Origin of the sequence: Mesorhizobium sp. M0208, from assembly GCF_040322015.1 — a bacterium.
GTDB lineage: Bacteria > Pseudomonadota > Alphaproteobacteria > Rhizobiales > Rhizobiaceae > Mesorhizobium.
Map to the genome: position 1 here is coordinate 39,407 of NZ_JAMYSP010000025.1, position 26,315 is coordinate 65,721.

Here is a 26,315-nt window from a genome sequence, read left to right on the forward strand (position 1 = left end):
CTACTCCGTCGCCGTCACGCCGAGCGAGGCAGCAAAGGCGGTGAATTTCCTGGCCTGGTCACTGTCCGCGCCAAAGACGGCGATACCGCGATTGAGCGCGTCACGCGCCTGATCTGTCTTGCCCAGTACGGCATAGGAACGAACGAGCTGCATCCACCCTTCCTCGTCGCGCGGATTTTGCCGAAGCTTTTCGTCGAGGCCGGCAACCATAGTGCTGATCATGGCTTGTCGGTCCTGCGGCGACATCGAGGAGGCAGCATCGATATCCTCGGCGCTCGGTCCTTTCGCGGGCGCTCCGGAAGCGACGTTGCGGGCGGCGGATTCGGCCAGCGCCTGCTCGATGGCGCCGCGCCACGGCGAGCCCTGCGGCAAGGCGGCCAGCATCTTTTGCCAGGCCGCCGTGGCTTCAGCTATGCGGCCCTCCTGTGCCATGCCCATCGCGAGATAGAACGCGGCCTTCGGATTGGCCGGATCGAGCTTCAACGCCGCCTCGAACGCCGCCTGCGCTTCGGCTGAGACAATGCCGCCGGCCGCATTGGCGATCGCCTCGCCAAGACCCGCCTGACGGGCGGCGCTGTCGCCGTCGAGGCGGATGGCGTTGCGATAGGCGGTCACCGCATCGGCGTATCGCTGCATGCGCAGATAGACCGGCGCCAGAACGTCCCAGCCACGGCCATCGGATGGGTTGGCCGCCAGGTGCGCCTCGGCGCGGGCTATCAGCTCGTCGACCGAGCTGTCGGCGGGGTTCTTGGCCAGGCGTTCGCTGAGTGGCTGCGATGGCAGGTCGGGTGAGCCGAGCTGGCCATAGAGGCCCCAGCTGAGCAGCGGAACCACCAGCACGGCAGCCGTCGCCACCAGTCTTGTCGACCGCGACGGCTGCGTCGCCGTCTCGCCGGCCTGGCCGGCATTGCTCAGGCGAAGGATGCGGCGGGCGATTTCGGCGCGAGCCTCTTCGGCCTCCATCGGCTGGATCAGGCCACGCGCCATATCGCGGTCAAGCTCGGCCAGCTGGTCGCGATAGACTTCAAGGTCGTGATCGCCGGCAGCGGACGCGTTCTTCGATCCACCGGCCAACGGCAGCAGCACCGCCAGGCTTGCGCCCAGCGTCAGGATTGCGGCTATGACCCAGAACAGCATGGCTCTTCCAATAGAACGAGACCCCTGCCCTGCCAACACAAGCGTGCTGCGACGCTTTGGCGGAAACGGCCGGACCAGCTACGTCAGCGGCGTCCAGCTGCCGTCGGCATTGCGGCAGGCGGTTCCGCGCGCGGTGGCGCCGGCGGTGCCGGTAAACACCGTATGGGTGTATTGCCGGCAGTCCTGCGATCCGACGCGATAGGGCTGGGCGGCAACCACTTCGCCGCGATGGGCCGAACTGTCGCTCTTCCAAGCCACTTTCTGGCCGCTCGCCGTGTATTCAAGCGCCTTGTATTCCGCCTCGAGCGCGCTGCGTTTCTCGGTCTCGCTCAGGCCGGCGCCGATAGAGCCGCCGACGAGGCCGCCGCCCATGGCGGAGATGATCGTCGTCGCCACCTTGGCGCCGCTGGGGGGCGTGGCGGCCGGCGTTACCGTAACGGCCGGGCCCTTGCTGAGCGTTGTGCAGCCGGAGACGGCGAGCAGGGCGGAAACGAGCGCGACGCGAATCTTCATGCCAATACCGGCTTTCTTGAGCTGGACCGCCGCGCTGTCAGCAGGCTGGCGCGGCGATAATGTCGATGTTTGTCGGAAATTTGGCCGCAGCCGGCCACCTGGAAAAGCATTACTGAAGGCTCCGCAATCGAACCATCGCCTTCAATCCACCCATCACGGATCGTTCCAGCGCCAGAGAGCCTCCATACTCGTTGACAAGGTCGGCGACAATGGCAAGTCCGAGCCCGCTGCCCGGTTTTGTCTCGTCGAGACGCCGGCCGCGCTGCAATACCTCGCGCGCCTTGTCGTCGGGAATGCCGGGGCCGTCATCCTCGATGGCTATCTCGAATAGATTGGCCGCGCCTTCCTTGCTGGCGCCACCCTTGCTGGAGATTGGCTTCACGGAAACGGCAACCGCGCTCCTTGCCCATTTCATCGCATTGTCGAGCAGATTGCCGAGCAACTCCTCCAGGTCCTCGCGTTCGCCGGCAAAGACGATGTCGGTGGCCGGCAGTGAGAGCGACAGCGCCGTCTGCGGGTTGAGCTTCTGCAGCACCCGAACCATGCGCTGGACCAGCGGTGTCACCGGCGTTCGGTAGACGACGCTGTCGCGCTGCGCGGCGACACGGGCACGTTGCAGATAATGGTCCACTTGCTTCTGCATGGAAGCAGCCTGCTCAGCGATCAGCTGCCCCTTGGCGCCACCCAGCGCCCGCGCCTCGTTGAGCAGCACGGCAAGCGGTGTCTTCAGCGAGTGCGCCAGGTTGCCGACCTGCGTGCGCGACCGCTCGACGATACGCCTGTTGTTCTCGATCAGCGCATTGGTCTCGTTGGCGAGCGGCTCGATCTCGGCCGGGAAACGGCCGTCGAGGCGTTGCGCGGTTCCTTCGCGCACCATCGCAAGCGCATTCCTGACCCGGCGCAGCGGCTGCAGGCCGAGCAGGATCGCAATCGCGTTGATGGCGATCATGCCGACGCCGAACAGCGACAGATAGGTCAACAGACGCCGCTGGAAGGTAGCGATTTCCTGCTCGAGCTCGGTCTGGTTGCCCATGACACGGAAGCGCGCGGCGCGATTTTTCGCATCGAGGACGAACTCGCTCTCGAACACCTCCAACTGCTCGCCTTCGATGCCGTCCGCTGAATAGCTGCGCTGGAAGCTGGCATTGAAGGGCACCTCGGCAACGCTTGGCGACGGGATCGCCTTGGTCATTGACGACGAATGGAGATCGCCGTGCACGCCTTCCGAGGCGGGCTCGACCGACCAGTACCAGCCGGAATTCGGCTCCGAGAATCTCAAATCGCCAAGGTCGGGAGCGCCGGTCAACTGGCCGCCTTCGGAAACGCCCACCGAGCCGATCAGGTTGAACAGATGCGCCGAAAGCAGGCTGTCGAAACCGCGCTCGCTGGCCTGGCGATAGAGCGTGGTGATCAAGGTGAAGATGACCACCAGAGTGAGGATCGCCCAGACCGTGGAAAAGGCGATGACGCGAAACGCCAGCGAACGCGGCCATGACCGCAGCGACGGCGTGTTCGAGACGGCGGGTCTTGTAGGAAGCGGTTCCGCGTTACGCCTCCGGCTTACGCATGCGGTAGCCCATGCCGCGAACGGTTTCGATCATGTCGATGCCCATCTTCTTGCGAAGCCGTCCGACAAAGACCTCGATCGTGTTGGAATCGCGATCGAAATCCTGGTCGTAGAGATGCTCGACCAGTTCGGTCCGGGATACGACGTCGCCCATATGGTGCATGAGGTAAGCAAGCAAGCGGAATTCGTGCGAGGTCAGCTTCAGCGGTACGCCGTCGACGTCGGCCTTGGAGGCCTTGGTGTCGAGACGCAGCGGCCCGCAGGTCAGCTCGGACGAGGCATGCCCGGCAGCGCGCCGGATCAGAGCGCGCACCCTGGCCAGAATTTCCTCGATGTGGAAGGGTTTGGTGACGTAGTCGTCGGCGCCGGCGTCGATGCCGGCAACCTTGTCGCTCCAGCGGTCGCGTGCCGTCAGGATCAGCACCGGCATCTTGCGGCCGCCGCGCCGCCAGCGCTCGACCACGCTGATGCCGTCCATCTGCGGCAGGCCGATGTCGAGCACCACGGCATCATAGGGCTCGGTGTCGCCGAGAAAATGCCCTTCCTCGCCGTCGAAAGCGCGGTCGACGACATAGCCGGCATCGACCAGCGCGTCGCCGATCTGCCGGTTGAGATCCTTGTCATCTTCGACGACGAGTACGCGCATGCGGAAGGCCTGTTGAAGCTGTTCAGATATAGGCCGATTCCGGCAGACTGGGAAACGGCACGGTTCAGTTCAGCGGAACGACGATCTCCGAGCGACGGGGACGCTGCCCGTCCTTGCCCGGAACGAGCACGACGATGACGCAGACCGGCTTGCCGGCGCGTGTCGACTGCGAGGCCTTGGCCAAGGTGCCGCCATTCTGCTCCGCCACCTGCTGGCCGATCGCGTAGCAGTCGGACGCGGCGAGGACGACCGGCTGGGGCCGCTCGGGCGTGACAGCGGGGATCGCCATCGCTTGCGACGCAAGCAGGCCGGCGGCTGAGAGCGCCAGTGCCGCGGTCCGGAAGTGGGAGCGAAGGGTTTTCATGGCCAGCGTTCTAACGCGCCGGTGCTGAACGTGATATGAACGGTGAACGCTCGAATGCATGCCCGCCACACCCCTGAAGCGCGAGATTACCGGATTGCCCTTTCGCTGCCCATCCCGCGAAATTGCCAAGTTAACCTAGCCCTCCGATCCTTCGCCGACAACCGGGCATCGTTTGGCGGTGAAAGGCAATCGCTTCAGGTTTGCCCCGACTTCGACAATCGATCCGGCAACCGAAGGCAGATTCAGCCGAACCGACCGGAAATAAAAAAACCCGCTCTGCGACGGGTCATTGGCGCCAATCAGCACCATAGCCAAATTAGTAGCATAGCTGCCGGCACAAAGCAAGAACAAAATTGCCCGATTTTACGGAAAGTGCCCGACGCTCAGCCGTCTTCCTCGATCACGGCGCGGAAGCGCAGCAGCCCGTGATGGGCCGAAAGGTCCTCGTCGTAGCGGGCTTCGGCGAATTCGAGCTTGAGATGGGCGCGACGATGTTCACCAAGCGAGAGCGCCGCATCTCGCAGGCGGGCGCTGACCAGGTCCATGATGTCGGTGGTTTCCTTGCTGGCCTCGGACTTCGACCAGACATGCAGCGTCAGCAACTGCTCGGCGTTGTTCTCCGTCCCCGTTGCCCAGTCGTAGACGCTGGTGCGGCCGAAGGTCATGTGGGGGAACGCAACATTTTCCGGGGCATGGTCGAACAGTCTTGCATCGCCCAGTGCCGCCGACAGGTCGGGATCGCCGTTCACTGCCTCGAATATTGCCCTCTGCAATTCGACGGCCGGCGCGGTCATTGTCTTTGCCCTCGCCCGTCGCGTCGACCTCCCGGCTGCGTAGCTGCGTTGCATGACGGCATCCCGGCAAAAGCGCGAATCAGCGCGTCTCATACGGATTATGAACCTTCATGACCTCGGGAATAAGCCCTGCTCCTGGAATGCGCGACGCCGCAGCCCTCTGCGTCACGGACCCCTTGACCGGCTGAACGGTCGCGACGTCAAGCGGCGAGCGAAGGCGGACCGGAAGCCCTGAGAAAGCGTCTTGTGGACGGATTGCGACGGATCTAGCGAAAATCGGCCGCAGTCAGCACATATATGCTCCTGCGGGTGCGGGCATAGGCATTCCTGGCGACATCGTGGATCGAGTTGGAAGCCGTGTCGAAGGCTGCCAGGTAGGTAGCTTCTGAGGCCGCCGTTCCCGGCTGCATCTTGGAGATGGCATCGGTAGCGACAGAGAAGGAAATCTGGAACATGCCGTCATGGCCGACGAAGCGGATGCGTTTGCTTGCCTCGTCGTAGCTGCGGCTGGGATTGGGAAATGTCAGGCTCATGGTTTCGCCTCCATCGATGCGGATACGGCCTTCTTGACTGCCCGTGACGCCCGCTTCTTCTTTGCGGCGACCGGATTCAGAGCTTCCGCCGCGCGGTCCGCCTCTTCCTTGGCCAGTCGCAATTCCCTCAGCCTTGCCGTTTTGATGCTCCTGGCCTTGGCCTCCGAGAGATATTCGGCAGTTGCTTTGTTCCGTTCCGCCGTCTTCTTCTGGTTTTCCATGAAGCGAGCCTGAGCTTTTTCCATGATGTTCTGATTGCCTTCGGCCATCGGTAAAATCTCCCTTGCAGCGAAAGTCATGACTGTGAACTTCATCGTAAAATAGGTGTTCAAAGACAGAAATTCAATTTCATTAATATTCGGCAGGACCCGAACACCACGGGATGACCAGGCAAGATAATACGTTCAATATTTTATATGCCCTATGAATATTTTTTGGCACTCCTATCAATCGAGTGCCAAGGCGCCTATAGAGAGGGGGCGGCCGCCTAAGCCGGCCCCAGAAAGAGTCCCCATGAAATTCCGGCCACTCCACGATCGCGTCGTCATTCGGCGCGCCGAAAGCGACACCAAATCCAAGGGCGGCATCATCATCCCCGACAATGCCAAAGAAAAACCGCAGGAAGGCGAAGTGATCGCTGTCGGGCCGGGCGCGCGGGACGAAAGCGGCGCGCTGATCCCGCTCGACGTCGAGGCCGGCGATCTCATTCTGTTCGGCAAATGGTCCGGCACCGAGGTCAAGATAGACGGCGAGGACCTTCTGATCATGAAGGAGGCCGACGTCATGGGCATCATCGAAAAAAGCGAGACGGGCATCATCGACAAGACCGTGGCTGCCAAGAAGGCCGCCTGATTGGAAGGCCGCGCGCCCTCCCGCGCGCGCAAAGGACGCTCCGAGCTTTGATTCAGGCGCTGCAAGCGCCTTGCCACGACAACCGAACTGGAAAAGATCATGTCTGCCAAGGAAATCAGATTCTCCACCGACGCGCGTGACCGCATGCTGCGCGGCGTCGAAATCCTCAACAACGCCGTCAAGGTGACGCTCGGCCCCAAAGGCCGCAACGTCATCATCGACAAGGCCTACGGCGCGCCGCGCATCACCAAGGACGGGGTGGCCGTGGCAAAGGAAATCGAGCTTTCCGACAAGTTCGAAAACATGGGCGCACAGATGGTGCGCGAAGTGGCCTCGAAAACCAACGACCTCGCCGGCGACGGCACCACCACCGCCACGGTGCTTGCCGCTTCCATCCTGCGCGAGGGCGCCAAATTCGTTGCCGCCGGCATGAACCCGATGGACCTCAAGCGCGGCATCGACCTTGCCATCAGCGCCGTCGTAAAGGAAATCCAGGCCCGAGCCAAGAAGGTCAAGTCCTCAGGCGAGATCGCGCAGGTCGGCACCATTGCCGCCAATGGCGACACCAGTGTCGGCGCCATGATCGCCAAGGCGATGGACAAGGTCGGCAATGACGGCGTCATTACCGTCGAGGAGGCCAAGACCGCCGAAACCGAGCTAGACGTCGTCGAAGGCATGCAGTTCGACCGCGGCTATCTCTCGCCCTATTTCGTCACCAATGCCGAGAAGATGCGCGCCGAGCTGGAAGACCCTTACGTCCTCATCCACGAAAAGAAGCTCGGAAATCTGCAGGCCCTGCTGCCCATCCTCGAAGCCGTGGTGCAAAGCGGGAGGCCGCTGTTGATCATCTCCGAGGACGTCGAGGGCGAAGCGCTGGCAACGCTGGTCGTCAACAAGCTGCGCGGCGGCCTCAAGGTAGCGGCCGTCAAGGCGCCTGGCTTCGGTGACCGCCGCAAGGCGATGCTGGAAGACATCGCCGTGCTCACCGCCGGACAGATGATTTCCGAGGATCTCGGCATCAAGCTGGAGAACATTACCATAGACATGCTCGGCCGCGCCAAGCGCGTGCTGATCGAGAAGGACACCACCACGATCATCGACGGCGCCGGCGAGAAGACCACCATCCAGGCGCGCGTCCAGCAGATCAAGGCGCAGATCGAGGAAACCACGTCCGACTATGACAAGGAGAAGCTGCAGGAACGTCTCGCCAAGCTGGCGGGCGGCGTTGCCGTCATCCGCGTCGGCGGCGCCACCGAATCCGAGGTCAAGGAAAAGAAGGACCGCATCGACGATGCGCTGAACGCCACGCGCGCGGCCGTTGAAGAAGGCATCGTTCCGGGCGGCGGTGTCGCGTTGCTGCGCGCCAAGGCTGTGCTGAACGGGATGACCGGAGCCAATGCCGATGTGACGGCGGGCATTTCGATCGTGTCGAGAGCGCTCGAAGCGCCGATCCGGCAGATCGCCGAGAATTCCGGCGTCGAAGGTTCGATCGTCGTCGGCAAGCTCGCCGACGGCAAGGATCACAATCAGGGCTTCGATGCCCAGAACGAGGTCTATGTCGACATGATCAAGGCCGGCATCGTCGACCCGGCGAAGGTGGTACGGACGGCGCTGCAGGACGCGGGCTCCATTGCGGCGCTTCTGATCACGGCGGAAGCCATGATCACCGACGTTCCGGCGAAGGAAGCCGCTGCTTCGCCCGGCGGCATGGGCTATTGACCAGCCACTGCCGGAAACAAGCCTGAAAGACAGCCGCCGGGTATCCCCGGCGCGCACCATCGGCAAGGAGATCGATCAATGATCGCATTCGTCCCGAAGCCAAATGCAGCGGCGAAAATCGAAGTGGCCGAGGAAAGCCGCTTCGATCGCATTCGCAGGCTTGCCGACAAGCACAGGAAAGCCAACGCCGGTATGATAGGCCGCGACCCGAAAAAGATCGCGGACAAGCGTCCCATGTGACGCTGCCGATCCTCAGCACCCACGCAAGCGCGGAACCTTCATCGCCCTTGTAGGCAGCACCAAAATGGACGAATAGTCTTGAAAGGCGCGCCGCCGTGAAATTGCCGGCATGCGGTTTCTCAGTTGGCGGCGTCCCCGCAGCCGGATCCTGGAATGGCCAGTCCTTTGGAACCACGCAAGAGAAGAGGTCCGATCGCCGCAAGGCTGCTGGCGGTGGATGCGTGGATCGATTCCTCTGCCTACGAAATCGGCTTCAGGGCGCGCCAGTTCTGGGAGGCGGCCACCATCTTCTCGCGGCGTTTCCGCGTCGGCGGCTGGCGCCGCGGCCTGATCGAACTGTTGAGTGAAGGCTTTACGCTCGGTGCCGGCGGCATCGTCGTCCTTTTGGCGCTGGCCTTGCCGGCCTTCCAGATAACCGCCGGCGACTGGCGCACGCAAGGCGACTTCGCCGTCACCTTCCTAGACCGCTACGGCAACGAGATCGGCCAGCGGGGCATCATCCAGCGCGATTCGGTGCCGGTCGACGAGATGCCCGACCATGTCATCAAGGCGGTGCTGGCCACCGAGGACCGCCGTTTCTTCGACCATTACGGCATCGATGTGCTCGGCCTGTCGCGGGCGATATTCGAGAATGTGCGGGCCAATTCCGTCGTCCAGGGCGGCTCGAGCATCACCCAGCAGCTGGCCAAGAACCTGTTCCTGACCAACGAACGGACCTTCGAGCGCAAGATCAAGGAAGCCTTCCTGTCGCTGTGGCTCGAAGCCAATCTGTCGAAGAAGGAAATCCTGCAGCTTTACCTCGACCGCGCCTACATGGGCGGCGGCACTTTCGGCATCGAGGCAGCAGCCGATTTCTATTTCGGCAAGAGCGTCAAGGACCTGAACCTTGCCGAGGCGGCGATGCTGGCCGGCCTGTTCAAGGCGCCGACCAAATACGCGCCGCACATAAACCTGCCCGCCGCCCGTGCGCGGGCCAATGTGGTACTGTCCAATCTGGTCGATTCCGGCTTCATGACCGAAGGCCAGGTGCTGCAGGCAAGATTACACCCGGCCGAAATCGTCGACCGCGGCGAGCAGAAGAGCCCCGATTATTACCTCGACTGGGCCTTCGACGAGGTCAAGAAGATCGCCGCCAAAGGCGGCCCGCACTCGCTTGTCGCCCACACCACTTTCGACGCCAACATCCAGAAGGCGGCCGAAGAATCGATGGAGTTCCACCTCCGCCAGTTCGGCAAGGAATACAACGTCACCGAGGGCGCCATCGTCGTCATCGAGACCAACGGCGCCGTCCGGGCGATCGTCGGCGGCCGCGACTACGGCGCCAGCCAGTTCAACCGCGCCACCAAGGCACTTCGCCAGACCGGCTCCTCGTTCAAGCCCTATGTCTATGCGACGGCGATGGAGCATGGCTTCACGCCGGATTCGGTGGTGTCCGGCGGACCCATCTCCTGGGGCAGCTGGTCGCCCCACAATTACAATGGCGGGTCGGCCGGCAAGGTGACGCTGATCACGGCGATGGCCAAATCGATCAACACCGTGCCGGTGCGGCTGGCCAAGGATTATCTCGGCATCAAGCCGATCAAGGCGATGGCCGAAGCCATGGGCGTCGAGTCGCCGCTGGAATCGCACAAGACCATGGTGCTCGGTACATCGGGCATGACTGTGATGGACCAGGCGACGGGCTACAGCGTGTTCGCCCAGAACGGCTTTGCCGGAACCCGGCACGGCATAAGCCAACTCTTCAACCGTACCGGCGAGGTGGTCTACGACTTCGCCAAGGACGCGCCGCCGCCGCACCGGGTGCTGTCGGAGCAGGCGCTCAAATACATGAACACCATGCTGGCGGCGGTGCCGGTGATCGGCACGGCCCGGCGCGCGGCCCTTCCAAACATCGTTGTCGCCGGCAAGACCGGCACGACGCAGTCCTACCGCGATGCCTGGTTCGTCGGCTTTACCGGCAACTACACAGCCGCCGTCTGGCTCGGCAACGACGACTTCACCGCGACCAACAAGATGACCGGCGGCACGCTGCCGGCAATGGTGTGGCAGCGGCTGATGCTCTATGCGCACCAGAATATCGACCTGAAACCGATCCCCGGTATCGATCATCCTTTCGTCGACGCCGAAATCGCCGCCAAGGCCGAGGAAGCGGAAAAGAAGAACGCCGAACAGGCAGCAGCCGACGCCGCCGCCGAGCGTCCGCCGGTGCTGTCCAGCCGGACCACCCGGACCCTGAAAGAACTCACCAGGCTTTTCCAGGCGGCACCCGTGCTCGACGCGCCCGCTGCACCGGAGACCCTGTCGGCGCTGTGACGGCCAATTCCGCGGGGCCGCTTGCCATAAGCCCCTGCGCCGAGATATCCCCGGGCGGCAATCTCTCTGTCCCCGGCCTTCGGTTCTCCCGGCTCGTCATGCTCAAGAACGCCTTCCTGACGCTGCTTTCGCTTGCCATCGCCATCGGTGGCGGTGGCGCCAGCGTCTGGTACGCGCTGAAGCTGCAGGATGGCGTCGGCGCCATCAGGATCGGGCAATGGACCGCCTTCCCGGATATCGGCACGCCGACGGCGGATCCTTATTCCAAAGCCCGGGTGGCTCGCGAAGGCGTGCTGGCGCTTGGACAGGCGGAAGGGCTGTCCTTCATAGCCGAACGCGATTCCGGCGGCGAACAGCTCAAGCGGCAATGCGCCTACAAGATTGCGGGCGGTTTTCCCACCGGTCGGTTCTGGACGCTTTATGCCGCCGACCAGTCGCTTGGCGTGGTCGAGACCGGCACGCCGAGGCCGGCTGCGCTGCAGTCCTATCAAGTGCTGCGCCAGGCCGACAATTCGGTGGTCATTTCCGTCGGCAGCCGCCCTGCACCTGGCAACTGGCTACTGACCAGCGGCGCCGGCAAGATGTACTTGGTGCTCACGTTCTACGACACACCGATCGCCAGCAGCACCGGTCTGTCGGACGTCACGCTGCCGCAGATCCAGAAGGTCGGCTGCAATGCGTAGCCTGCTGCATGCCGTGCTGCTCGGCCTGCTCGGCGCCGGCATCGTGCACATCGTCGTGCTGCTGCTCGTCCCCGAGTTCTCCGAACGCGACGCCTGGTCGCGATTGGCCATGGCTTCGGATCTCTACAAGATGACCAGGCTCGACGCGGAAGCCGGCGGCGCGCCGGTGGTGAAATCGGTCGATCCGCTGTTTTATGCGGCGGCTTGCCGCTTCGACCTTGCCGAGGGGATGGTGCGGGTCAAGGCGCCGGGCAAGGTGCCATTCTGGTCGATATCGGTCTATGACCGCGGCGGCCACAACATCTACTCGTTCAACGACCACAGCGCGACCGCAGGCGTGCTCGACACCGTTGTGCTGACGCCGGCCCAGATGATCGAGGTCCGCAAGGATCTTCCCGAGGAACTGCAAGGGGCCATCTTCGTCGAGGCGCCGATAGAGGAAGGCGTGTTCGTCATCCGTTCGTTCGTGCCCGACGACAGCTGGAAGCCGATTGTCTCGCGCTTTCTCGAACAGAGTTCCTGCGAACTGCAGGATTTTTAGGCCGGTTCCGATGCTCAGTGGTGCGGTACCGGCAATGTTCCCGACGGTCCCGGCTTGTCGGGGCCGGTCGGCCGCGTTTCGGCCGTCAGCGGCCGCTGCTCGTAGCGCACCCCGGGAAATATGATCACTGCCGCCGGCGCGGCTTGTTGTGCTCGATTGGTTGCCGCCGTTCGCGGCACGAAAGACAGTACCATGCCCATGGTTCGCGTATTCCTCTCGGTTGCCCCGGAGCACAACGCAACGCCTCCATAGTCGATTAAGAAGGCAGTAGGTTAACGGAGCGCTAACGGATCGCCGCTAAATTGATCTTTGTTCTTGGGAAACGCGAAACCGGTACAGCCCGGCAGAGCGCCCTCCAGATCGTGTCGAGTGTCAGGCGTATCCTTCGTGTCAGCTTCGGATTTCGGGCAAATCGCAGCAGGAGCTGAATCGGGAAAGGCCGAAAGGCTGTTTCGCGCCGCGGTATCGGCATTCTGTTCGCTCACCCGCCCTTCGCGCCGGGAGATCGCGCAGCTCGAAGACCTGACGCTGCCGCTTTTCGAGAATGTCTCGGTCGAATCGCGCCGCTACGTCGCAGCGGCCCTTTCCGAATGCGAATATGCACCCGCCGCGCTGGTGCGGCGGCTTTGCCAGGAGCGGGTCGACATCGCCGCTCCGCTACTCATCCGCTCGCGTGCCCTCAGCGACATCGACCTGATCGCGCTGATCGGGCGTCACGGCCTGCCGCATGCCCGTGCCATTGCCCGCCGCAAGGATCTCAACCAAACCATCGCCGATCTCATCAAAGTGCTTGAAAGGCCGACGCTGGTGCGGTCGCAGCAGCAGCCGGAAGCAACTGCCATTGCCCCGTCCGAAAACGCGGAAATGGTCGCGAGCGACGCAAACAGACAAGAGGCGGCCGACGCCGCCGAAACCGTACGCCGCCGGTTGCGATCCATGATGCGCTCCGAGCGCGGCACCGCCATCAGACCGTTCGTCGAGCCACAAACCTACGTCAAGCTGCGCGAAACCGCGCTGACCGGCAATGCGGCATTCTTTCAGACAGCGCTCGCCGATGCGCTCGAAGTCGATTTTTCAACGGCGCGGACGCTCACCGCGAGCCAAAATTACACACCGCTACTTTTCGCCTTGCGCGCGCTCGACCTCAGCGAAGACAAGGCGTTCCTGATCACGGCTGCCATCTATCCGACCGAGTTTCCGCACCCGCAGGCGATCCGCATCTTCCTCGACCGCTACCGCCTGCTGCACCGCGACGCTGCGTTGGACAGGCTCCGCGGCTGGAAGGCCGACACCGTGTCGAAAATCGTTCGCAAGCCCGGGCGCGTCGCGGCAAATGCCGACCTGCGCAAGCCGAACAGCGCCGATGTAACCGCCACCCCAAAGGCGCTTCGCATCTGAAGGCTTGCCGTTACGACGCCTTGACCGAGATAAGCTCCTCGACGGGAACGACGCCCGCCTCGATCTCGATCACCCAGATATCCGGATCGAATTTCTTCTCGCGCTCCAGCTGCGCGTCGAAAATGGCGGCATCGTCGCCTTCGCCAAGCAGACTGAAAAAACGGTCGTCCGGCCTGGCCGAATCGTAGCTCGTTTGCGGCGCCGGCCCGAACAGCGCCATCTCTCCTAGCCGGCCACGCGCCAACACGAAAACTGCGCCGGCTTCCGTGGCGCCGCGCTTGACCACGGCGGCAAAGCCGCCGGCGCTAAAAACCCGGCGCAACAGGGCCGACACCCACAGATCGGTGGTTACCCGCATGGCGGGACCCTGTACGATTTCGGGTTTGTGGTGTCGAGATTCTCACTTATTCGCGAGCAACGGTTGGCCATCAAAGCAAGTCCCGGAATGCGACGATTTACCAACAAAGTCTAACAAAACTTGTTGGCCTCTGTGAAAAATGCTATAGTGCCCGGTATGAAAGCCCAGCCCATGCGCACTCTTACTGTGTCGCTTACCCCCAAGCAGGCCGCCCGTCTACAAGACGCCGTGAACAGCGGAGACTATGCTTCCAACAGTGAAATCGTCAGGGAAGCACTACGTCTATGGGAGCAGCGCGAGGAATTCCGCACTCTTGAACTGGAACGCCTCAAAAGGGCCTATGACGAAGGGATGGCAAGTGGCGAAGGTCAACACGTAAATCGTACGGCTTTCTTACGCGCTCTGAAGGCCGAACGCGCAGTCCGTGGCTGAATACCGGCTCACCCCGCGAGCTTCTCAGGATTTGCGAGATATTTGGCATCACATTGCCGTCGATAACGAGAAGGCGGCTGACAAGCTGATCGGACGCATTTTCGACAGGCTGGAATTGGCTTGCGAGCACGCCAAAATGGGCGCAGCTCGACCGGAATTGAGCGCCACCGCCCGCATTCTGGTCGAGGGGCGCTACATCGTGATTTACGAGCCCATGCCCTACGGCGTGTTAGCCGTGGCGATAGTCCATGGAATGCGTGACCCGGAGCAATGGCTTAAATAGGCCGGGAGACTAGGTTTCGGCCCTCAGTTGGTCAGGCCGATCTCGCGCATCTTGACGTAGACGATCTCGTCTGGCTCGCCGGTCTCCGGCAAGCCGAACAGCGCCTGGAATTCCTTGATCGCGGCCTTGGTGCGCGCGCCTACGACGCCATCCAATTGCATGTCCTCATTGCCGAACGCTTTCAGTCCGGCCTGGATCTTGACGATGCGGGGATCCGGCGTTTGCGCCGCTGCGTTTGCTGGTGCGGATACCGGAATGGCGGCCGGAGCAGCGGCCGTTTCGACCGGCCGCGGCACGGGATGCGGAACCACGGCCGCGGTCTTTGGCGTGGCGCCCAGTTGATCCAGCAGGACGCCGTCGATCTCGCCGGAGGCATTCAATCCGACTTTCTGCTGATAGGCCTGGATGGCCTTGCGCGTATTCGGTCCGGGAATACCGTCGATGGTGCCGGAATAGAAATCGAGATCCTTCAAGATGCCCTGGACCTGCTCGACGACCGGGTCGCTCTTGATCGGCGTAGCGGCCGGACGCACGATATTGATGGTGGTTTCGGGCTCATCGCTATCCGCCCGCGGAAAGCGTTCGATGCTTCTGGTAGCGAAAAACGCTCCGGCATGCGGAAAGGGCTGGTACCAAAGCGCGTTCGCCGAGACGTAGAACAGCGTCACCAGGAACGCGGTGGAGCCGCCGACCACAACAGGATTGCGCGAGATCAGGCTGCCCAGCGCCATCGCTCCGTGCTCGAAGGCATTGCCGCGGCGTTTGACCGCCTTAGGCTGTTTTGCGGAGCGACCCATTGCTCTCCCCTTTGCCACCGTCCGCCTTGGCTTTGACCGCGGACATCGGCACCACGCCGGTCTTCTCCGCCGAGCGGCCCGTCGGGCCGCTCACGGGAAGGCTGATCGTCACCGTGGTGCCCTCGCCCGGCATGCTTTCGATCGACATTGTGCCCTCGTGCAGCGCCACCAGCCCCTTCACCAGCGAAAGCCCGAGCCCTGTGCCTTCGAAACGACGGGTATAGTCGTTCTGGATCTGCATGAACGGCTTGCCGAGATTGGCGAAATCTTCCTCGGCGATGCCGATACCGGTGTCCCGGACCCAGAAATGCAGCCGCGAGCCGATCCGCTTGGCGCCGATGACGACATTGCCGCCTTCGGGCGTGAACTTGATCGCGTTAGAGACGAGATTGATCAGGATCTGCTGCACGGCGCGACGGTCGGCATTTATTTCGCCTGCATCCGGCGCGATCTGGGCCTGCAGATCGATGGCCTTTGCCTCGGCTTGCAGGCGCATCATCGACTGGCACATCTCGACCGCTTCGCGGAAGCGGAACGGTTCCGGTTCGGTCGCGTAGGCGCCCGATTCGATCCGCGATACGTCGAGTATCGAGGTGACGACGGCAAGCAAGTGCTGGCCCGAATCCCTGACCAAGCCGACATATTCCTTCTGGCGCGGATCCTTGAAGCTGCCGAACATCTCGTGCAGCAGCATGTCGGAAAAGCCAATGATGGCATTGAGCGGGGTGCGCAACTCATGGCTGACGACGGCAAGGAAGCGACCTTTCGCCACCTCGGCCGAAGCAGCCGCCTCGTTGGCAGCGGCAAGCTCCTGGCGCAGTCCGGCCAGTTCATCGTTCTCGCGCAGAAGAAGCGTGAAGACAGTCTCCTGCCCAGGCGCGCGCATCATCTCGAGCGAAAACGGCTGGTAGTTGTCGGCCGTCACGCCGCTGCTCTGCGGTAGCCGGACGCGAAGATCGAGCCGGCGCGACAGGGCGCCCTCGCGCATATCGGCCAGCGCACTGAGATATGGGACGCGGTCGGACAGATGGATGCGATCGAAAAGTCCGGTGCCGAAAAGCAGCTCCGGTGGCAGCCTCAGTATCGTGCGTGCCTTAGCCGAGGCGTCCAGAACCTCGCCATGCGCAGCGATTCGCAGCACGACGGCGTCGATCAGGTCTTCGAGCCGGTGGCTGCCGGCCGGATCGAGCTGAGCGCTGGCGGTGGCACGAAGTGAAGCGACACGCGGAATGAGCGTGAGCGCCCAGGCCAACGGCACTAGCCAGTGCCATGCGGCGATTTCGGTCTGGCCGAGCGGCAAGACGGAACCGGCTAAAGGCTGCAGCAAGACTGCGACAAGGGCCGATATGGCGCCCCAGATCACGGCACGGCGCGACTGGCCGATCCACCAGGCTTCAAACGGCAGCGCCACCGCGAGTAAGGCAACCGGCGAGGCCACACCGCCGGCGGCAGCGATAAGGGCACCCAGGGCAACACTGCCGACGACCAAGGCGAGTTGGCCGGCCAGGGTCATCTTGCCCGATGCAGCCACCAGCAGGGCGGCGAACCAGCAAAGGCCGAACGCCGCAAAGATCGCAGCCACAGTCACGGCCGCGCCCATGCCCGACGTGACCAGCGTCACCGCTGCACCCGCGCTGAAGAAGGGAGCCGCCAGCATGACGCCAATGAACCGGCTCTCACGGCGGCGGTCGTCCTGGCCGAGGACGGACGGATGAACCATCCGTTCGCAACCGGCGGCTATCGCGCCTGGCAACTCGGCGTATCTGGCCTTGATCGCACTCAACTCAACGCACCCGGTCGTGAACGGCCCTGCTTGGCAGGCGGCTTTTGTCGATCCGAAACTCGCATCCAGCGTTTAAGGAATGGATAAGGCTGGGCCGATCGTCCCCCGGCAGGCAGCAAATATCGGGATCCCGGTGGGGAAAAACGGGGGCACTTGCCGCCATAGTAAACGGAGCGTTATCCGGACCACCCGCGCCTAAGCTTGCGGCCAATCGCACCAAACTGTCACCAATGCAAAAAATAACGAGGAGAAACAACAGGTTGGATGGTTACCATTTGCTGAATGAAATATGACCCATTCGAGGCAAATGAACTTCAAAGCGCTTCGTTTCGAATCTGCCTAAAATTTGAGGAAAACTGTTGCTTTCGTGACAAGCCGTCCTTTGCGCCTCCGTGCCAGTATCGCGGTACAAGGGTCGTGTGGTTCGGAGGCATGACCGTCATAAAGGACAGACAGATGGGCTTTCTGATAAGAGCTGCTTTCTGGTTTTCCCTGGTGCTTCTGGCGCTGCCGCTGGGTGTCGGCGCCGATGATGCGGGCCGCGAAAGCGTCGGGCCGCTCCAGGCGCTGTTTGCGGCACGCGAAGCCGTCGGCGACATCGCCGGCATCTGCGAGCGCAAGCCGGACGTGTGCGAGACCGGTAAATCGGCAATGCACACCATCACCGCCCGGGCCAGGGAAACCGCCAAGATCGCGGCCGCCATGCTGGACGACAAGACCCCTGAACCAGATGCGGTGACGACCACCGGCAGCCTGCCCGAGGAAATCGTCTTGCCCGCGAAAGTCGATCTGCCGGCGAAACTGCACTTGCCGGCGAAGAACTGAGACGGTTTCGGCCGAATTCGTCGCCAGACCGCAAGGCTCCCCACGCTCGGCGCCTGCGGCGTTTCTCCTCTTTTTCCGTGACGTGGCAGCGCCGGATGACTATATCCGGGGTGATGACTACGACGATCCAGACCATCCGCGACGACTTTTCCCTGCTCGACGAGTGGGAAGACCGCTATCGCTATGTGATTGAACTGGGTGAAGCGCTGCCGCCGTTTCCCGACGAGCAACGCATACCGGCCAACAAGGTGCCCGGCTGCGTCAGCCAGGTCTGGTTGACCACCGAACAGGGCGGTGGTCCCGACCCCGTTATCACCTTCAAGGGCGATTCCGACGCCCATATCGTGCGCGGTCTGGTCGCCATCATGCTGGCGCTGTTTTCGGGACGGCCGGCCAGCGAAATACAGAGGACCGACGCGGAGGCCACATTGAAGGCGCTCGGACTTGACGAGCACCTGTCGCCGCAGCGCGCCAATGGTCTTCGCTCGATGGTCAAGCGCATCAAGCGTGACGCCGAAGCAGCGTTGAAGCAGACCGCCTGACCGGACGGCAGTTGCCGGCAGCATGGCGGGTTCGACCTTTGACCCCATAATACAAAACGGCGCCCGCAGGCGCCGTTTGAGTGTCAAACCGGAAGAGCCGGTTATCAGCGTCCCTTGCGCTTGCGGCCGAGACCCATCTTCTTGGCGAGCTGCGAACGGGCGGCCGCATAATTGGGCGCAACCATCGGATAGCTCGGGTCCAGGTTCCACTTTTCGCGATACTGGTCGGGCGTGAGATCATAGTGGGTCATCAAGTGACGCTTGAGCGACTTGAACTTCTTGCCGTCTTCGAGACAGATGATGTAGTCGTCATGCACCGAACGCTTCGGATTTACCGCCGGCTTCTGCTTGTCGGCAGGCGGCTGCTCGGCGGCCCCGCCGACGCGCCCCAAAGCGGCATGGACATCGGCAATGAGGTTCGGCAATTCGCCGACCGGCACGGGATTGTTACTGACATAGGCGGCCACCACGTCGGCGGTGAGCTCGATCAGCGCGTCACTGTTTCTGGAAGGTGTTTCGGTAATATCCATGGCGTTCAGGCCCCAACGAGAATTGTTTCTGTTTGCGCCCGTTTCGATAGTTGGGCATCGCGCGAACTTGTGCAGGAAAAAGCCTCCGCGATTCGCGTCGCGGCACCTTAATGGGCCTTGGCGTCAAGTAAGTCAATTCGCTTCTTGCGCTCTATTCAGCGATGCAAGTCAAATCTTTCATATTCAGCTTCACTCTTTCGTGCAGAGTGTAAACTTGCCGTTTTTTCTGGTCAGACCAGCATCGACTGACGCGGCGGCAAGCAGCCATTACACAGACTGCAGCAGGTAAATAGAGCTCAATGCTTGATCCAGCCGGCAGCATTACAGCCTGGCCAATCGGCGGATTCAGTAAAATCATAGGTTGCGAAGCATTACTGTTGCTCGTGAGCCGTCGGCCGGGAGCGGCGTGCCGCGTCACTGAAACGGAGTGATGTATTTTCCGTAGACCCAGCCGGTGACGAACTGGCCGTTCTGTGCCGGATCATGCCAGACTTGGCACCAGTGATTGCGGATCTTCTGTTTCTGCTGCCAGTACGAATGGTTGGCGAGATTGAGCAGATTTATCCCACCGGTGCATTTGCCGGTCATCTGCAGAACCGTCGCGTTGGGATAGGCGGCCTGCTTCTGCGAAGTTCCCGAAGGATATTTGCGCACATTGAGTGTGTCGCCGAACGGCACATTGGCCACTTGCCAAGCCGCAAAAGCAGTTGCATGAGAATGACCGGCATTGGCCAGGGTCGTCGCAGCGACGGCGAGGGCCGCGACAGTCCGAGAAAAAATGTTCATTGTCCTCTCCTCCAGCCCGTCCCCTCGAGTCACCACGACAATAGATCATAGCCGTTGAACCCGCGCTGATCGGCGTGTTCATTCGCTATTCAAGTAACTTCCATAGCGAGACGCAATGACCAGAACCCCAGTGTTTCCGATCGCCACCCCACCGCAGCCGGAGAAACGGCCGATCTTCGACACGCATCACGGCATGACGCGGACGGACGACTATGCTTGGCTGAGGGCCGCCAATTGGCAAGAGATGTTCAGGGATCCGTCTCTGCTCGACGGCCAAATCCGCGCCCACCTCGAAGCCGAGAATGCTTACCAGACGGCGCTGATGGCCGATACGGCTCAGCTGCAGAAGCAGCTTTTCGCGGAAATGAAGGGGCGTATCAAGGAAGACGATTCCTCTGTGCCTATGAAGGATGGGCCCTATGCCTACGGCTCCTCCTTCAAGCTTGGCGGCCAGCAGCCGCGTTACTTCCGCACGGCGCGTCACGGCGGCGACAAGCAGATATTGCTCGACGGCGATGCCGAGGCCGAGGGTAAGCCCTATTTCCGGCTGGGCGGCGTCGATCATTCCGACGACCACAGCAAGCTGCTGTGGGCCTTCGACGAAAAGGGTTCCGAATTCTACACGCTGCGCGTCCGCGATCTGGCCGGCGGCAATGACCTGACGGACAGGGTTCCGAACACCGGCGGTGGCGGTGTTTGGGATGCCGGCAATGACGGTTTTTTCTACACCCGCCTCGACCCCAACCACCGTCCTTCCAAAGTGCTGTTCCATGCGCTTGGTGACAGTCCTGAAAACGACCGGCTGATCTACGAGGAGACTGATCCCGGCTTCTTCATGGATGTCGGCGGCACGCGCTCCAACGAGTGGATCATGATCGGCATAAACGACCATGAGACCTCGGAATACCGCATCATGAGCGCCAACGATCCGTTCGCAGAGCCGAAGCTGGTTGCGGCGCGCCAGACCGGCCTGCAGTACGAGCTCGAGGAAGGCGGCGACATCTTCTTCATCCTCACCAATGCCGACGGTGCCAAGGACTTCAAGATCATGACGGCGCCGGCGCATGATCCGGTGCGCGCCAACTGGCAGGAACTGGTGCCGCACGAAGCGGGCCGACTGATCCTTTCGGTGATCGGCTTCAAGGATCACTTGGTCCGGCTCGAGCGCAAGGAAGGCCTGCCGCGCATCGTCGTGCACGACCGCAAGAGCGGCGAGGAGCACCTGATCTCCTTCGACGAGGAGGCCTTCTCGCTCGGCCTGTCCGGCTCCTACGAATACGACACCGAGATCATGCGCTTTTCCTATTCGTCGATGACGACCCCGGCGCAGGTCTTCGATTACAACATGCGCACCCGCGAGCGGGTGCTGCTCAAGACCCAGGAAGTGCCGTCCGGCCACGACCCGGAGCACTATGTCACGCGCCGGCTGATGGCGCCTGCCGCCGACGGCGAACTGGTGCCGATCTCGCTCCTCCATCACCGCGACACGCCGCTCGACGGGTCGGCGCCGTGCCTGCTTTACGGCTACGGCTCCTACGGCATCACCGTGCCGGCCGCGTTCAATACCAATCTGTTTTCGCTGGTCGACCGCGGCTTTGTCTACGCGATAGCCCATGTTCGCGGCGGCAAGGACAAGGGCTATGGCTGGTACGACGACGGCAAGCGGGCGAACAAGATGAACACGTTCACCGATTTCATCGCGGTCGCTCAGCACCTCGTCGCCGAACGCTATACGCAGCATGACCGCATCGTCGCGCAAGGCGGTTCGGCCGGCGGCATGCTGATGGGGGCGGTCGCCAACATGGCGCCGCAATGCTTCGGCGCCGTCGTCGCCGAGGTTCCCTTCGTCGACGTGCTCTCCACCATGCTCGACGCCAGCCTGCCGCTGACGCCGCCGGAATGGCCGGAATGGGGCAATCCGATCGCTTCGGCGGAGGATTACCGGACCATCGCCGCCTATTCACCCTACGACAATGTCGCCGCACTCGACTATCCGCCGATTCTGGCGCTGGCCGGCCTGACCGACCCGCGCGTCACTTATTGGGAGCCGGCCAAATGGGTAGCGCGGTTGCGCGACCGCAAGACAGGTGAGAATGCGGTGCTGTTCAAGATCAACATGGATTCAGGCCATGCCGGCGCCTCCGGCCGGTTTTCGAGGCTGGAGGAAATCGCCTTCACCTATGCCTTTGCGCTCAAGGTCACAGGCAAGGCCGAGCTTGCCGCGTGAACACCGCGGATAGGCAGGTATTGCTTGCTGTTCCGCTACATGCCTTCATTGAGGATGGAAGTTGCGAAGAAGCCCACCAATGATCGATCTTGCCACATTGATTGCGTATGTCGCGGTTGTGCTTGGCTTTGTCTTCATCCCGGGTCCTGCCACCCTTTTGACCGTGGCGCGAGCAACCAGCTCTGGAACCAGGGTGGGCATCGCGACCGGCGCGGGGATCGCGGCCGGCGACGTGGTTCACACCTTCATGGCGATCGTCGGCATTTCGGCGATCATTGCCACGTCGGCGGCGCTTTTCAGCATAGTGAAGTACATCGGCGCAGCCTACCTCATTTATCTCGGCGTTCGCGCGATCATCGAGAAAACGCCTGCCTATCCGGCCGCCGGCGCACTTGCGATCCCCGCTGCCAAAGCATTTCGGCAGGCTGTTTTGACCGAGATTCTCAACCCCAAGACCGCGCTTTTCTTCCTTGCATTTCTTCCGCAGTTTGTGCGGCCTGAAAACGGATCGGTGATGCTTCAACTGGCGACATTGGGCGTGATCTTTGTTCTGTTGGGCCTCGTCAGCACGGTGGTTTTCGCCGTGGGTGCGGGCGGCCTCGGCGCTTTCCTGCGCCGAAACCCGACGGTGCTGAGATGGCAGGGCAAGGCTGTCGGCTGCATCTATTGCGCCTTGGGCATCCGGCTGGCGCTGCAACAGCGCTAGGGTCTCGACATGCGACGCCTATGAGGCTTCGGATACTGGGCAGGCACAGTTGATTTTCCGCTCGCAATTGCAAAGGTCGCGCGCTACCCAGTGCGCGGCCTTTTCACGGTCGCCGCCAACACTCAATCACCCAGGGATCTGCCATGTTGCTCGTCGATGTCTATCTCGACAAATCGCCCATCCAGGGCATCGGCGTCTTTGCCAAGAACCACATTCGCCGCGGCACGCTGGTCTGGAAGCTCGACCCGAAATACGACCGCCGCATCGAGGTGACGACCTATGAGCGGGAAACCGGGCCGGTGAAAACCTATCTTGACCGCTACGCCTACCCGGACCGGTGCGACCCGAACTACATCGTCTTCGAAGCCGACGATGCGCGCTACATGAACCATGCCGACGACCCGAATTGCGACGTCTCGCAGCCGGAGGAGACCTATGCCTTGCGCGACATTGCGCCTGGCGAGGAAATGACCTGCGACTACAATCACTTCTTCGAAACCGGCTTCGACTTTCTCGGCGACCGCTGACGCAACGGCCGTCAGCTCGCCGGCTTCTTGCGAGCCGGATAGCCGTTGGGATGCGGCGGCACGGCTTTCAGATAGGCGGCGATCGCCGCACGGTCCTCCGGGGTCAGCACGGCCATGTTCCGTTGCACGTCGACCATCGCGCCGCCGACCGTATCGAAGTCCGGCGTGAAGCCGGTTTCGAGATAGTTGGCGATGTCAGCTTCGGACCAATCGGCGATGCCGCCCTCGCCCGACGTGATGTTCGGCACGATACCGCTGCCTTCGGCGGCGGCCGCACCTGCCAGCCACTGGCCCTTCCTGGTGCCGCCGGCGAGGTCCCGCGGCGTGTGGCATTCGCCGCAATGACCGGGGCCTTCCACCAGATAGCGGCCGGCCAGCACCGGGTCGGGCGTGCCGTCGGGAAAGGAAACGACCGGCTGGTCACTCAAATAGAGCAGCTTCCACAAGCCAAGACCGCGTCGGACATTGACGGGAAATGCCAGCGAATTGGCGGGCGCCTTGCCGGCGACCGCGGGCAAGGTCTTGAGGAATGCATAGAGATCGGCAATGTCGGCCGGCTTCATGCGCGCGTACGAAGTATAGGGAAATGCCGGATAAAGATGCTCGGCCGGCGGTGATACGCCCTTCAGCATGGCGTTGGCAAAGTCCTCGACGGACCAGGCGCCGATGCCGTCCCTGGCATCCTGCGATATGTTCGGCGGCACGAAGGTGCCGAACGGCGTCTTGAGCTCGAGGCCGCCGACCAGCTGAAGGCGGGCGTCGCCTTGCGAGCCGGGCTTGGCATGACAGGACGTGCAGCCGCCGGCGTAGAAGATGCGCTTGCCCCTGGCGGCGTCGCCGGGACCAAGCTCAGCCAGCGTTGCGGCATCGAGCCTGACCGGAGCCGACAGGAACCAGCCGGCAATCGCGGCCGCGCCGCCCAGAACGCGGGCGGCGCCGACAAGTTTCTTCAGCAAGCGCATTGCCCGCCATCAGCCTTTTTTCACCCTGTAGTTTTGATGACAGTTGCCGCAGCCGCCGCCGATGGTGTTGAACTGTGCCTTCAACGCCTCGGCGTCCGCAGGTGCTGCGGCGACCGCTGCCTTGACGTCTGCGAGGTACTTGCCTTCAGCCGTCTTGAAGCCGGCCATGTCCTGCCAGATCTTGGGAGACGCCGTGGTGTCGCCGGTGTCGCTGCCCGCCGGGAAAAGCGTGTCGACGCCGGCATGGAATTTCTCGGCATTGGCCTGCAGTGCCTGCAACGCGGTCAGCACCGAAGCTGCGTCGTAGGGCGTCTCGCCCTTGACCACTTTCGACAAGCCGGCGGCGATCTTGCCACGTTCCTTCATCAGCGCCTGCCGGTCAGCAACCGGGTCGGCAAATGCCGCCGAACCGGCGAAGGCGAGCATCGAGATGGCGAGGATAAGCTTTCTCATTCACTTGGCTCCATGTTGAAGGCAATTCAGGATGCGGTCCCACCCCGATGACAAACGGCAAGGATGGCTTAAAAATTCCGACGCTTCGCCTCACGCTTGCGTGAAATTTTGCAACTGTCGTTCTGATGGTGAAAAAGAAAAGCCCCGGTTTTGCCGGGGCTTTCTGGAACGGATCAGGCCTTTTCGTAGAGTTCGAGCACATAGTCCCAGTTAATGAGACTGTCGACGAAGGCTTCGAGATATTTCGGCCGGGCGTTGCGATAATCGATGTAATAGGAATGTTCCCACACATCGACGCCGAGGATCGGCGTCGCGCCATGGACGAGCGGGTTCTCGCCATTCGGCGTCTTCGAGATCGCCAGCTTGCCGTCCTTGACCGAGACCCAGGCCCAGCCCGAACCGAACTGGGTGGTGCCGGCGGCGATGAAGTCGGCCTTGAACTTGTCGTAGCCACCAAGATCGCTGTCGACCGCCTTCTGCAATGCGCCCGGCAGCTTGTTGCCACCGCCGCCCTTCTTCATCCATTTCCAGAAATGGATGTGATTGTAGTGCTGGGCGGCATTGTTGAAGAGGCCCGCATTCTTGCCGAAGGACTGTTTGACGGCCTCTTCGACCGACAAATCGCCCATGCCCGCCTCGGCGGCCAGCTTGTTGCCGTTGTCGACATAGGCCTTGTGGTGCTTGTCGTGGTGATATTCCAGCGTTTCCTTTGACATATAAGGCTGCAAGGCCTCGTAATCATAGGGCAAGGCGGGCAATTCAAAAGCCATCGGTCGTACTCCCTCGTGGAAAAATCCGGTGTCGATACCGGACTAACATAGGACTGGATTGGTCTGGAACAACTCCGGAAACGAAGCGCCGGCCGCTTTTTAGCGGGTCAGCCGGGCGAAGTCGAATGCGCCCATTCCCAATAGAGTTCGCGCGCCTTCTTGGCCACCGGTCCGGGCTGCAGATTGCGCTCCTCGATACGGGTGACCGGCACGACTTTCGAGTGGTTTCCGGTCGAGAAGATTTCGTCAGCCTCGAGAAAATCGCGGATCGACAGCGTCTTTTCCGTCGTCGTGAAGCCGTATTCGCCCAGCAGGGCCATGGTGCGCGCGCGGGTAATGCCGGACAGGAAGGTGCCGTTCGGCGCCGGCGTCATGACATGGCCGTCCTTGACCAGAAAAATATTCGAGGTGCCGGTCTCGGCGACATTGCCCAGCATGTCGAGCACCAGCGCATTGTCGAAGCCGCGCATCTTGGCTTCGAGGATAGCCCGGCCATTGTTGGGATAAAGGCAGCCGGCCTTGGCATTGGTCGGCATGGTTTCGATGGTCGGGCGCCGGAACGGCGACACCGTCACCGAAAACCCCGCCGGCGAGATCATCGGCGATTCGTAGAGGCAAAGGCAGAAACGCGTCGAGGCCGGGTCGGCCGGCACGCCCATATAGCCGCCATGCTCGGCCCAATACATCGGCCTGATGTAGACTGCCGTCTTGCCGTCGAACTTCTTCAGTCCGTCCCAGGTCAGGCCGACGATCTTGTCGGTGCTCATCGTCGGCTTCAGGCCGAGCGCGATCGCCGAGGCATTTACCCGCGCTGCATGGCGATCGAGATCGGGAGCGACGCCCTCGAACCAGCGGGCGCCGTCGAACACGCTGGTGCCGAGCCACATGGCGTGGCTGCGCGGCCCTAGAATGGCAACATTGCCCTCGTACCAGTCGCCGTCGACGAAGGTCCATGTCGCCGATTGCGCCGCAGTCGCCAGTGTCATTGCCAGGTTCCGTTCGATGCTTGTTGCGGCGCATTGGAAGATGCTTTG

32 protein-coding genes are annotated in these 26,315 nt (G+C 62.3%); 14 read left to right on the forward strand and 18 right to left on the reverse strand.

The features are described from left to right. From ccmI to NKJ17_RS22790, 8 genes are all read right to left on the reverse strand, one after another. Positions 1-1,137: a c-type cytochrome biogenesis protein CcmI gene (gene ccmI / locus NKJ17_RS22755; protein WP_352690018.1), complete on the reverse strand. Its 1,137-nt coding sequence runs from the start codon at positions 1,135-1,137 to the stop codon at positions 1-3. A gap of 78 nt (positions 1,138-1,215) precedes the next feature. Beyond that, positions 1,216-1,650: an RT0821/Lpp0805 family surface protein gene (locus tag NKJ17_RS22760; protein WP_352690020.1), complete on the reverse strand. Its 435-nt coding sequence runs from the start codon at positions 1,648-1,650 to the stop codon at positions 1,216-1,218. A 109-nt stretch (positions 1,651-1,759) separates the two neighbouring features. Then, a complete protein-coding gene (locus tag NKJ17_RS22765; RefSeq protein WP_502899853.1) occupies positions 1,760-3,115 on the reverse strand; it encodes an ATP-binding protein in 1,356 nt (451 codons plus the stop codon). A gap of 82 nt (positions 3,116-3,197) precedes the next feature. Beyond that, positions 3,198-3,863, reverse strand: coding sequence for a response regulator transcription factor (locus NKJ17_RS22770; protein WP_352588745.1), 666 nt, complete (start codon positions 3,861-3,863; stop codon positions 3,198-3,200). A gap of 64 nt (positions 3,864-3,927) precedes the next feature. After that, entirely contained in the window at positions 3,928-4,227 is a 300-nt protein-coding gene (locus tag NKJ17_RS22775) for a hypothetical protein (protein ID WP_352690022.1), read from the reverse strand. 383 nt (positions 4,228-4,610) lie between these two features. Further along, a complete protein-coding gene (locus NKJ17_RS22780; protein ID WP_352690024.1) occupies positions 4,611-5,021 on the reverse strand; it encodes a DUF3168 domain-containing protein in 411 nt (136 codons plus the stop codon). A 266-nt stretch (positions 5,022-5,287) separates the two neighbouring features. Further along, the gene (locus tag NKJ17_RS22785; protein WP_254819951.1) at positions 5,288-5,554 is read right to left on the reverse strand and encodes a DUF1488 family protein; all 267 of its coding nucleotides are present in this window, start codon (positions 5,552-5,554) and stop codon (positions 5,288-5,290) included. Further along, positions 5,551-5,823 carry a hypothetical protein gene (locus NKJ17_RS22790; RefSeq protein WP_352690026.1) on the reverse strand — a complete coding sequence of 91 codons (273 nt, stop codon included), beginning with the start codon at positions 5,821-5,823 and terminating at the stop codon, positions 5,551-5,553. Before NKJ17_RS22790 ends, NKJ17_RS22785 begins: the two co-directional genes overlap by 4 nt. A 244-nt stretch (positions 5,824-6,067) precedes the next feature. Between NKJ17_RS22790 and NKJ17_RS22795 the strand changes: the two genes are divergently transcribed. The 6 genes from NKJ17_RS22795 to NKJ17_RS22820 all read left to right on the forward strand — a co-directional run bounded on the left by NKJ17_RS22795 (position 6,068) and on the right by NKJ17_RS22820 (position 11,902). Beyond that, positions 6,068-6,406: a co-chaperone GroES gene (locus NKJ17_RS22795; protein WP_254819949.1), complete on the forward strand. Its 339-nt coding sequence runs from the start codon at positions 6,068-6,070 to the stop codon at positions 6,404-6,406. Positions 6,407-6,505: 99 nt separating this feature from the next. Next, on the forward strand, positions 6,506-8,125 hold the full coding sequence (groL, locus tag NKJ17_RS22800; RefSeq protein ID WP_352690028.1) for a chaperonin GroEL: 1,620 nt from the start codon (positions 6,506-6,508) through the stop codon (positions 8,123-8,125). A 78-nt stretch (positions 8,126-8,203) separates the two neighbouring features. Continuing rightward, positions 8,204-8,365 carry a hypothetical protein gene (locus NKJ17_RS22805; protein ID WP_352479526.1) on the forward strand — a complete coding sequence of 54 codons (162 nt, stop codon included), beginning with the start codon at positions 8,204-8,206 and terminating at the stop codon, positions 8,363-8,365. 153 nt (positions 8,366-8,518) lie between these two features. Continuing rightward, positions 8,519-10,678, forward strand: coding sequence for a transglycosylase domain-containing protein (locus NKJ17_RS22810; RefSeq protein WP_352690030.1), 2,160 nt, complete (start codon positions 8,519-8,521; stop codon positions 10,676-10,678). 98 nt (positions 10,679-10,776) lie between these two features. After that, positions 10,777-11,361: a DUF1214 domain-containing protein gene (locus tag NKJ17_RS22815; RefSeq protein ID WP_352690059.1), complete on the forward strand. Its 585-nt coding sequence runs from the start codon at positions 10,777-10,779 to the stop codon at positions 11,359-11,361. Next, a complete protein-coding gene (locus tag NKJ17_RS22820) occupies positions 11,354-11,902 on the forward strand; it encodes a DUF1254 domain-containing protein (protein ID WP_254819944.1) in 549 nt (182 codons plus the stop codon). Before NKJ17_RS22815 ends, NKJ17_RS22820 begins: the two co-directional genes overlap by 8 nt. A gap of 14 nt (positions 11,903-11,916) precedes the next feature. Here the strand turns inward: NKJ17_RS22820 and NKJ17_RS22825 are convergent, their stop codons facing one another. Beyond that, positions 11,917-12,102 carry a hypothetical protein gene (locus NKJ17_RS22825; RefSeq protein ID WP_254819943.1) on the reverse strand — a complete coding sequence of 62 codons (186 nt, stop codon included), beginning with the start codon at positions 12,100-12,102 and terminating at the stop codon, positions 11,917-11,919. 187 nt (positions 12,103-12,289) lie between these two features. On the opposite strand from NKJ17_RS22825, the gene NKJ17_RS22830 reads away from it, so the two are divergent. Then, the gene (locus tag NKJ17_RS22830; protein WP_352690033.1) at positions 12,290-13,300 is read left to right on the forward strand and encodes a hypothetical protein; all 1,011 of its coding nucleotides are present in this window, start codon (positions 12,290-12,292) and stop codon (positions 13,298-13,300) included. Positions 13,301-13,310: 10 nt separating this feature from the next. On the opposite strand, the gene NKJ17_RS22835 is transcribed toward NKJ17_RS22830, so the two are convergent. Beyond that, positions 13,311-13,658, reverse strand: a complete 348-nt coding sequence (locus tag NKJ17_RS22835; protein WP_254819941.1) for a DUF1491 family protein — start codon at positions 13,656-13,658, stop codon at positions 13,311-13,313. Between the two features lie 171 nt (positions 13,659-13,829). Between NKJ17_RS22835 and NKJ17_RS22840 the strand changes: the two genes are divergently transcribed. Together NKJ17_RS22840 and NKJ17_RS22845 are read left to right on the forward strand one after the other, a co-directional pair. Beyond that, complete coding sequence (locus NKJ17_RS22840; RefSeq protein ID WP_254819940.1) at positions 13,830-14,090, forward strand: type II toxin-antitoxin system ParD family antitoxin; 261 nt, start codon at positions 13,830-13,832, stop codon at positions 14,088-14,090. Further along, a complete protein-coding gene (locus NKJ17_RS22845) occupies positions 14,083-14,373 on the forward strand; it encodes a type II toxin-antitoxin system RelE/ParE family toxin (protein WP_254819939.1) in 291 nt (96 codons plus the stop codon). Before NKJ17_RS22840 ends, NKJ17_RS22845 begins: the two co-directional genes overlap by 8 nt. Positions 14,374-14,396: 23 nt before the next feature. Here NKJ17_RS22845 and NKJ17_RS22850 read toward each other — a convergent pair whose 3' ends face one another. Both NKJ17_RS22850 and NKJ17_RS22855 read right to left on the reverse strand, forming a co-directional pair. Continuing rightward, complete coding sequence (locus NKJ17_RS22850; RefSeq protein ID WP_254819938.1) at positions 14,397-15,170, reverse strand: peptidoglycan-binding domain-containing protein; 774 nt, start codon at positions 15,168-15,170, stop codon at positions 14,397-14,399. After that, a complete protein-coding gene (locus tag NKJ17_RS22855; RefSeq protein WP_352690061.1) occupies positions 15,145-16,890 on the reverse strand; it encodes an ATP-binding protein in 1,746 nt (581 codons plus the stop codon). Before NKJ17_RS22855 ends, NKJ17_RS22850 begins: the two co-directional genes overlap by 26 nt. Positions 16,891-17,409: 519 nt before the next feature. Between NKJ17_RS22855 and NKJ17_RS22860 the strand changes: the two genes are divergently transcribed. Together NKJ17_RS22860 and NKJ17_RS22865 are read left to right on the forward strand one after the other, a co-directional pair. Continuing rightward, a complete protein-coding gene (locus NKJ17_RS22860) occupies positions 17,410-17,778 on the forward strand; it encodes a DUF5330 domain-containing protein (protein WP_352507521.1) in 369 nt (122 codons plus the stop codon). A gap of 113 nt (positions 17,779-17,891) precedes the next feature. Next, positions 17,892-18,320 carry a SufE family protein gene (locus NKJ17_RS22865; protein ID WP_352479545.1) on the forward strand — a complete coding sequence of 143 codons (429 nt, stop codon included), beginning with the start codon at positions 17,892-17,894 and terminating at the stop codon, positions 18,318-18,320. 104 nt (positions 18,321-18,424) lie between these two features. Here the strand turns inward: NKJ17_RS22865 and NKJ17_RS22870 are convergent, their stop codons facing one another. Further along, complete coding sequence (locus tag NKJ17_RS22870) at positions 18,425-18,850, reverse strand: Ros/MucR family transcriptional regulator (RefSeq protein ID WP_023677844.1); 426 nt, start codon at positions 18,848-18,850, stop codon at positions 18,425-18,427. A gap of 414 nt (positions 18,851-19,264) precedes the next feature. Next, the gene (locus NKJ17_RS22875; protein WP_352507478.1) at positions 19,265-19,636 is read right to left on the reverse strand and encodes an SH3 domain-containing protein; all 372 of its coding nucleotides are present in this window, start codon (positions 19,634-19,636) and stop codon (positions 19,265-19,267) included. A 115-nt stretch (positions 19,637-19,751) separates the two neighbouring features. Here NKJ17_RS22875 and NKJ17_RS22880 point away from each other — a divergent pair, with 115 nt between their 5' ends. The 3 genes from NKJ17_RS22880 to NKJ17_RS22890 all read left to right on the forward strand — a co-directional run bounded on the left by NKJ17_RS22880 (position 19,752) and on the right by NKJ17_RS22890 (position 23,096). Then, entirely contained in the window at positions 19,752-21,863 is a 2,112-nt protein-coding gene (locus NKJ17_RS22880) for a S9 family peptidase (protein WP_352690036.1), read from the forward strand. A 79-nt stretch (positions 21,864-21,942) separates the two neighbouring features. Beyond that, entirely contained in the window at positions 21,943-22,569 is a 627-nt protein-coding gene (locus tag NKJ17_RS22885; RefSeq protein WP_352507476.1) for a LysE family translocator, read from the forward strand. A 143-nt stretch (positions 22,570-22,712) separates the two neighbouring features. Beyond that, positions 22,713-23,096 (forward strand): SET domain-containing protein, encoded by a 384-nt coding sequence (locus tag NKJ17_RS22890; RefSeq protein ID WP_352507475.1) that lies wholly within the window; start codon positions 22,713-22,715, stop codon positions 23,094-23,096. An 11-nt stretch (positions 23,097-23,107) separates the two neighbouring features. On the opposite strand, the gene NKJ17_RS22895 is transcribed toward NKJ17_RS22890, so the two are convergent. The 4 genes from NKJ17_RS22895 to NKJ17_RS22910 all read right to left on the reverse strand — a co-directional run bounded on the left by NKJ17_RS22895 (position 23,108) and on the right by NKJ17_RS22910 (position 26,267). Next, on the reverse strand, positions 23,108-24,058 hold the full coding sequence (locus NKJ17_RS22895; protein ID WP_352690038.1) for a cytochrome c: 951 nt from the start codon (positions 24,056-24,058) through the stop codon (positions 23,108-23,110). Positions 24,059-24,067: 9 nt separating this feature from the next. Further along, the gene (locus NKJ17_RS22900; protein ID WP_254819933.1) at positions 24,068-24,511 is read right to left on the reverse strand and encodes a c-type cytochrome; all 444 of its coding nucleotides are present in this window, start codon (positions 24,509-24,511) and stop codon (positions 24,068-24,070) included. 173 nt (positions 24,512-24,684) lie between these two features. Continuing rightward, complete coding sequence (locus tag NKJ17_RS22905; protein ID WP_023677850.1) at positions 24,685-25,281, reverse strand: superoxide dismutase; 597 nt, start codon at positions 25,279-25,281, stop codon at positions 24,685-24,687. Positions 25,282-25,388: 107 nt separating this feature from the next. Then, positions 25,389-26,267 (reverse strand): branched-chain amino acid aminotransferase, encoded by an 879-nt coding sequence (locus tag NKJ17_RS22910; RefSeq protein ID WP_352507473.1) that lies wholly within the window; start codon positions 26,265-26,267, stop codon positions 25,389-25,391. Positions 26,268-26,315: the final 48 nt, after the last annotated feature.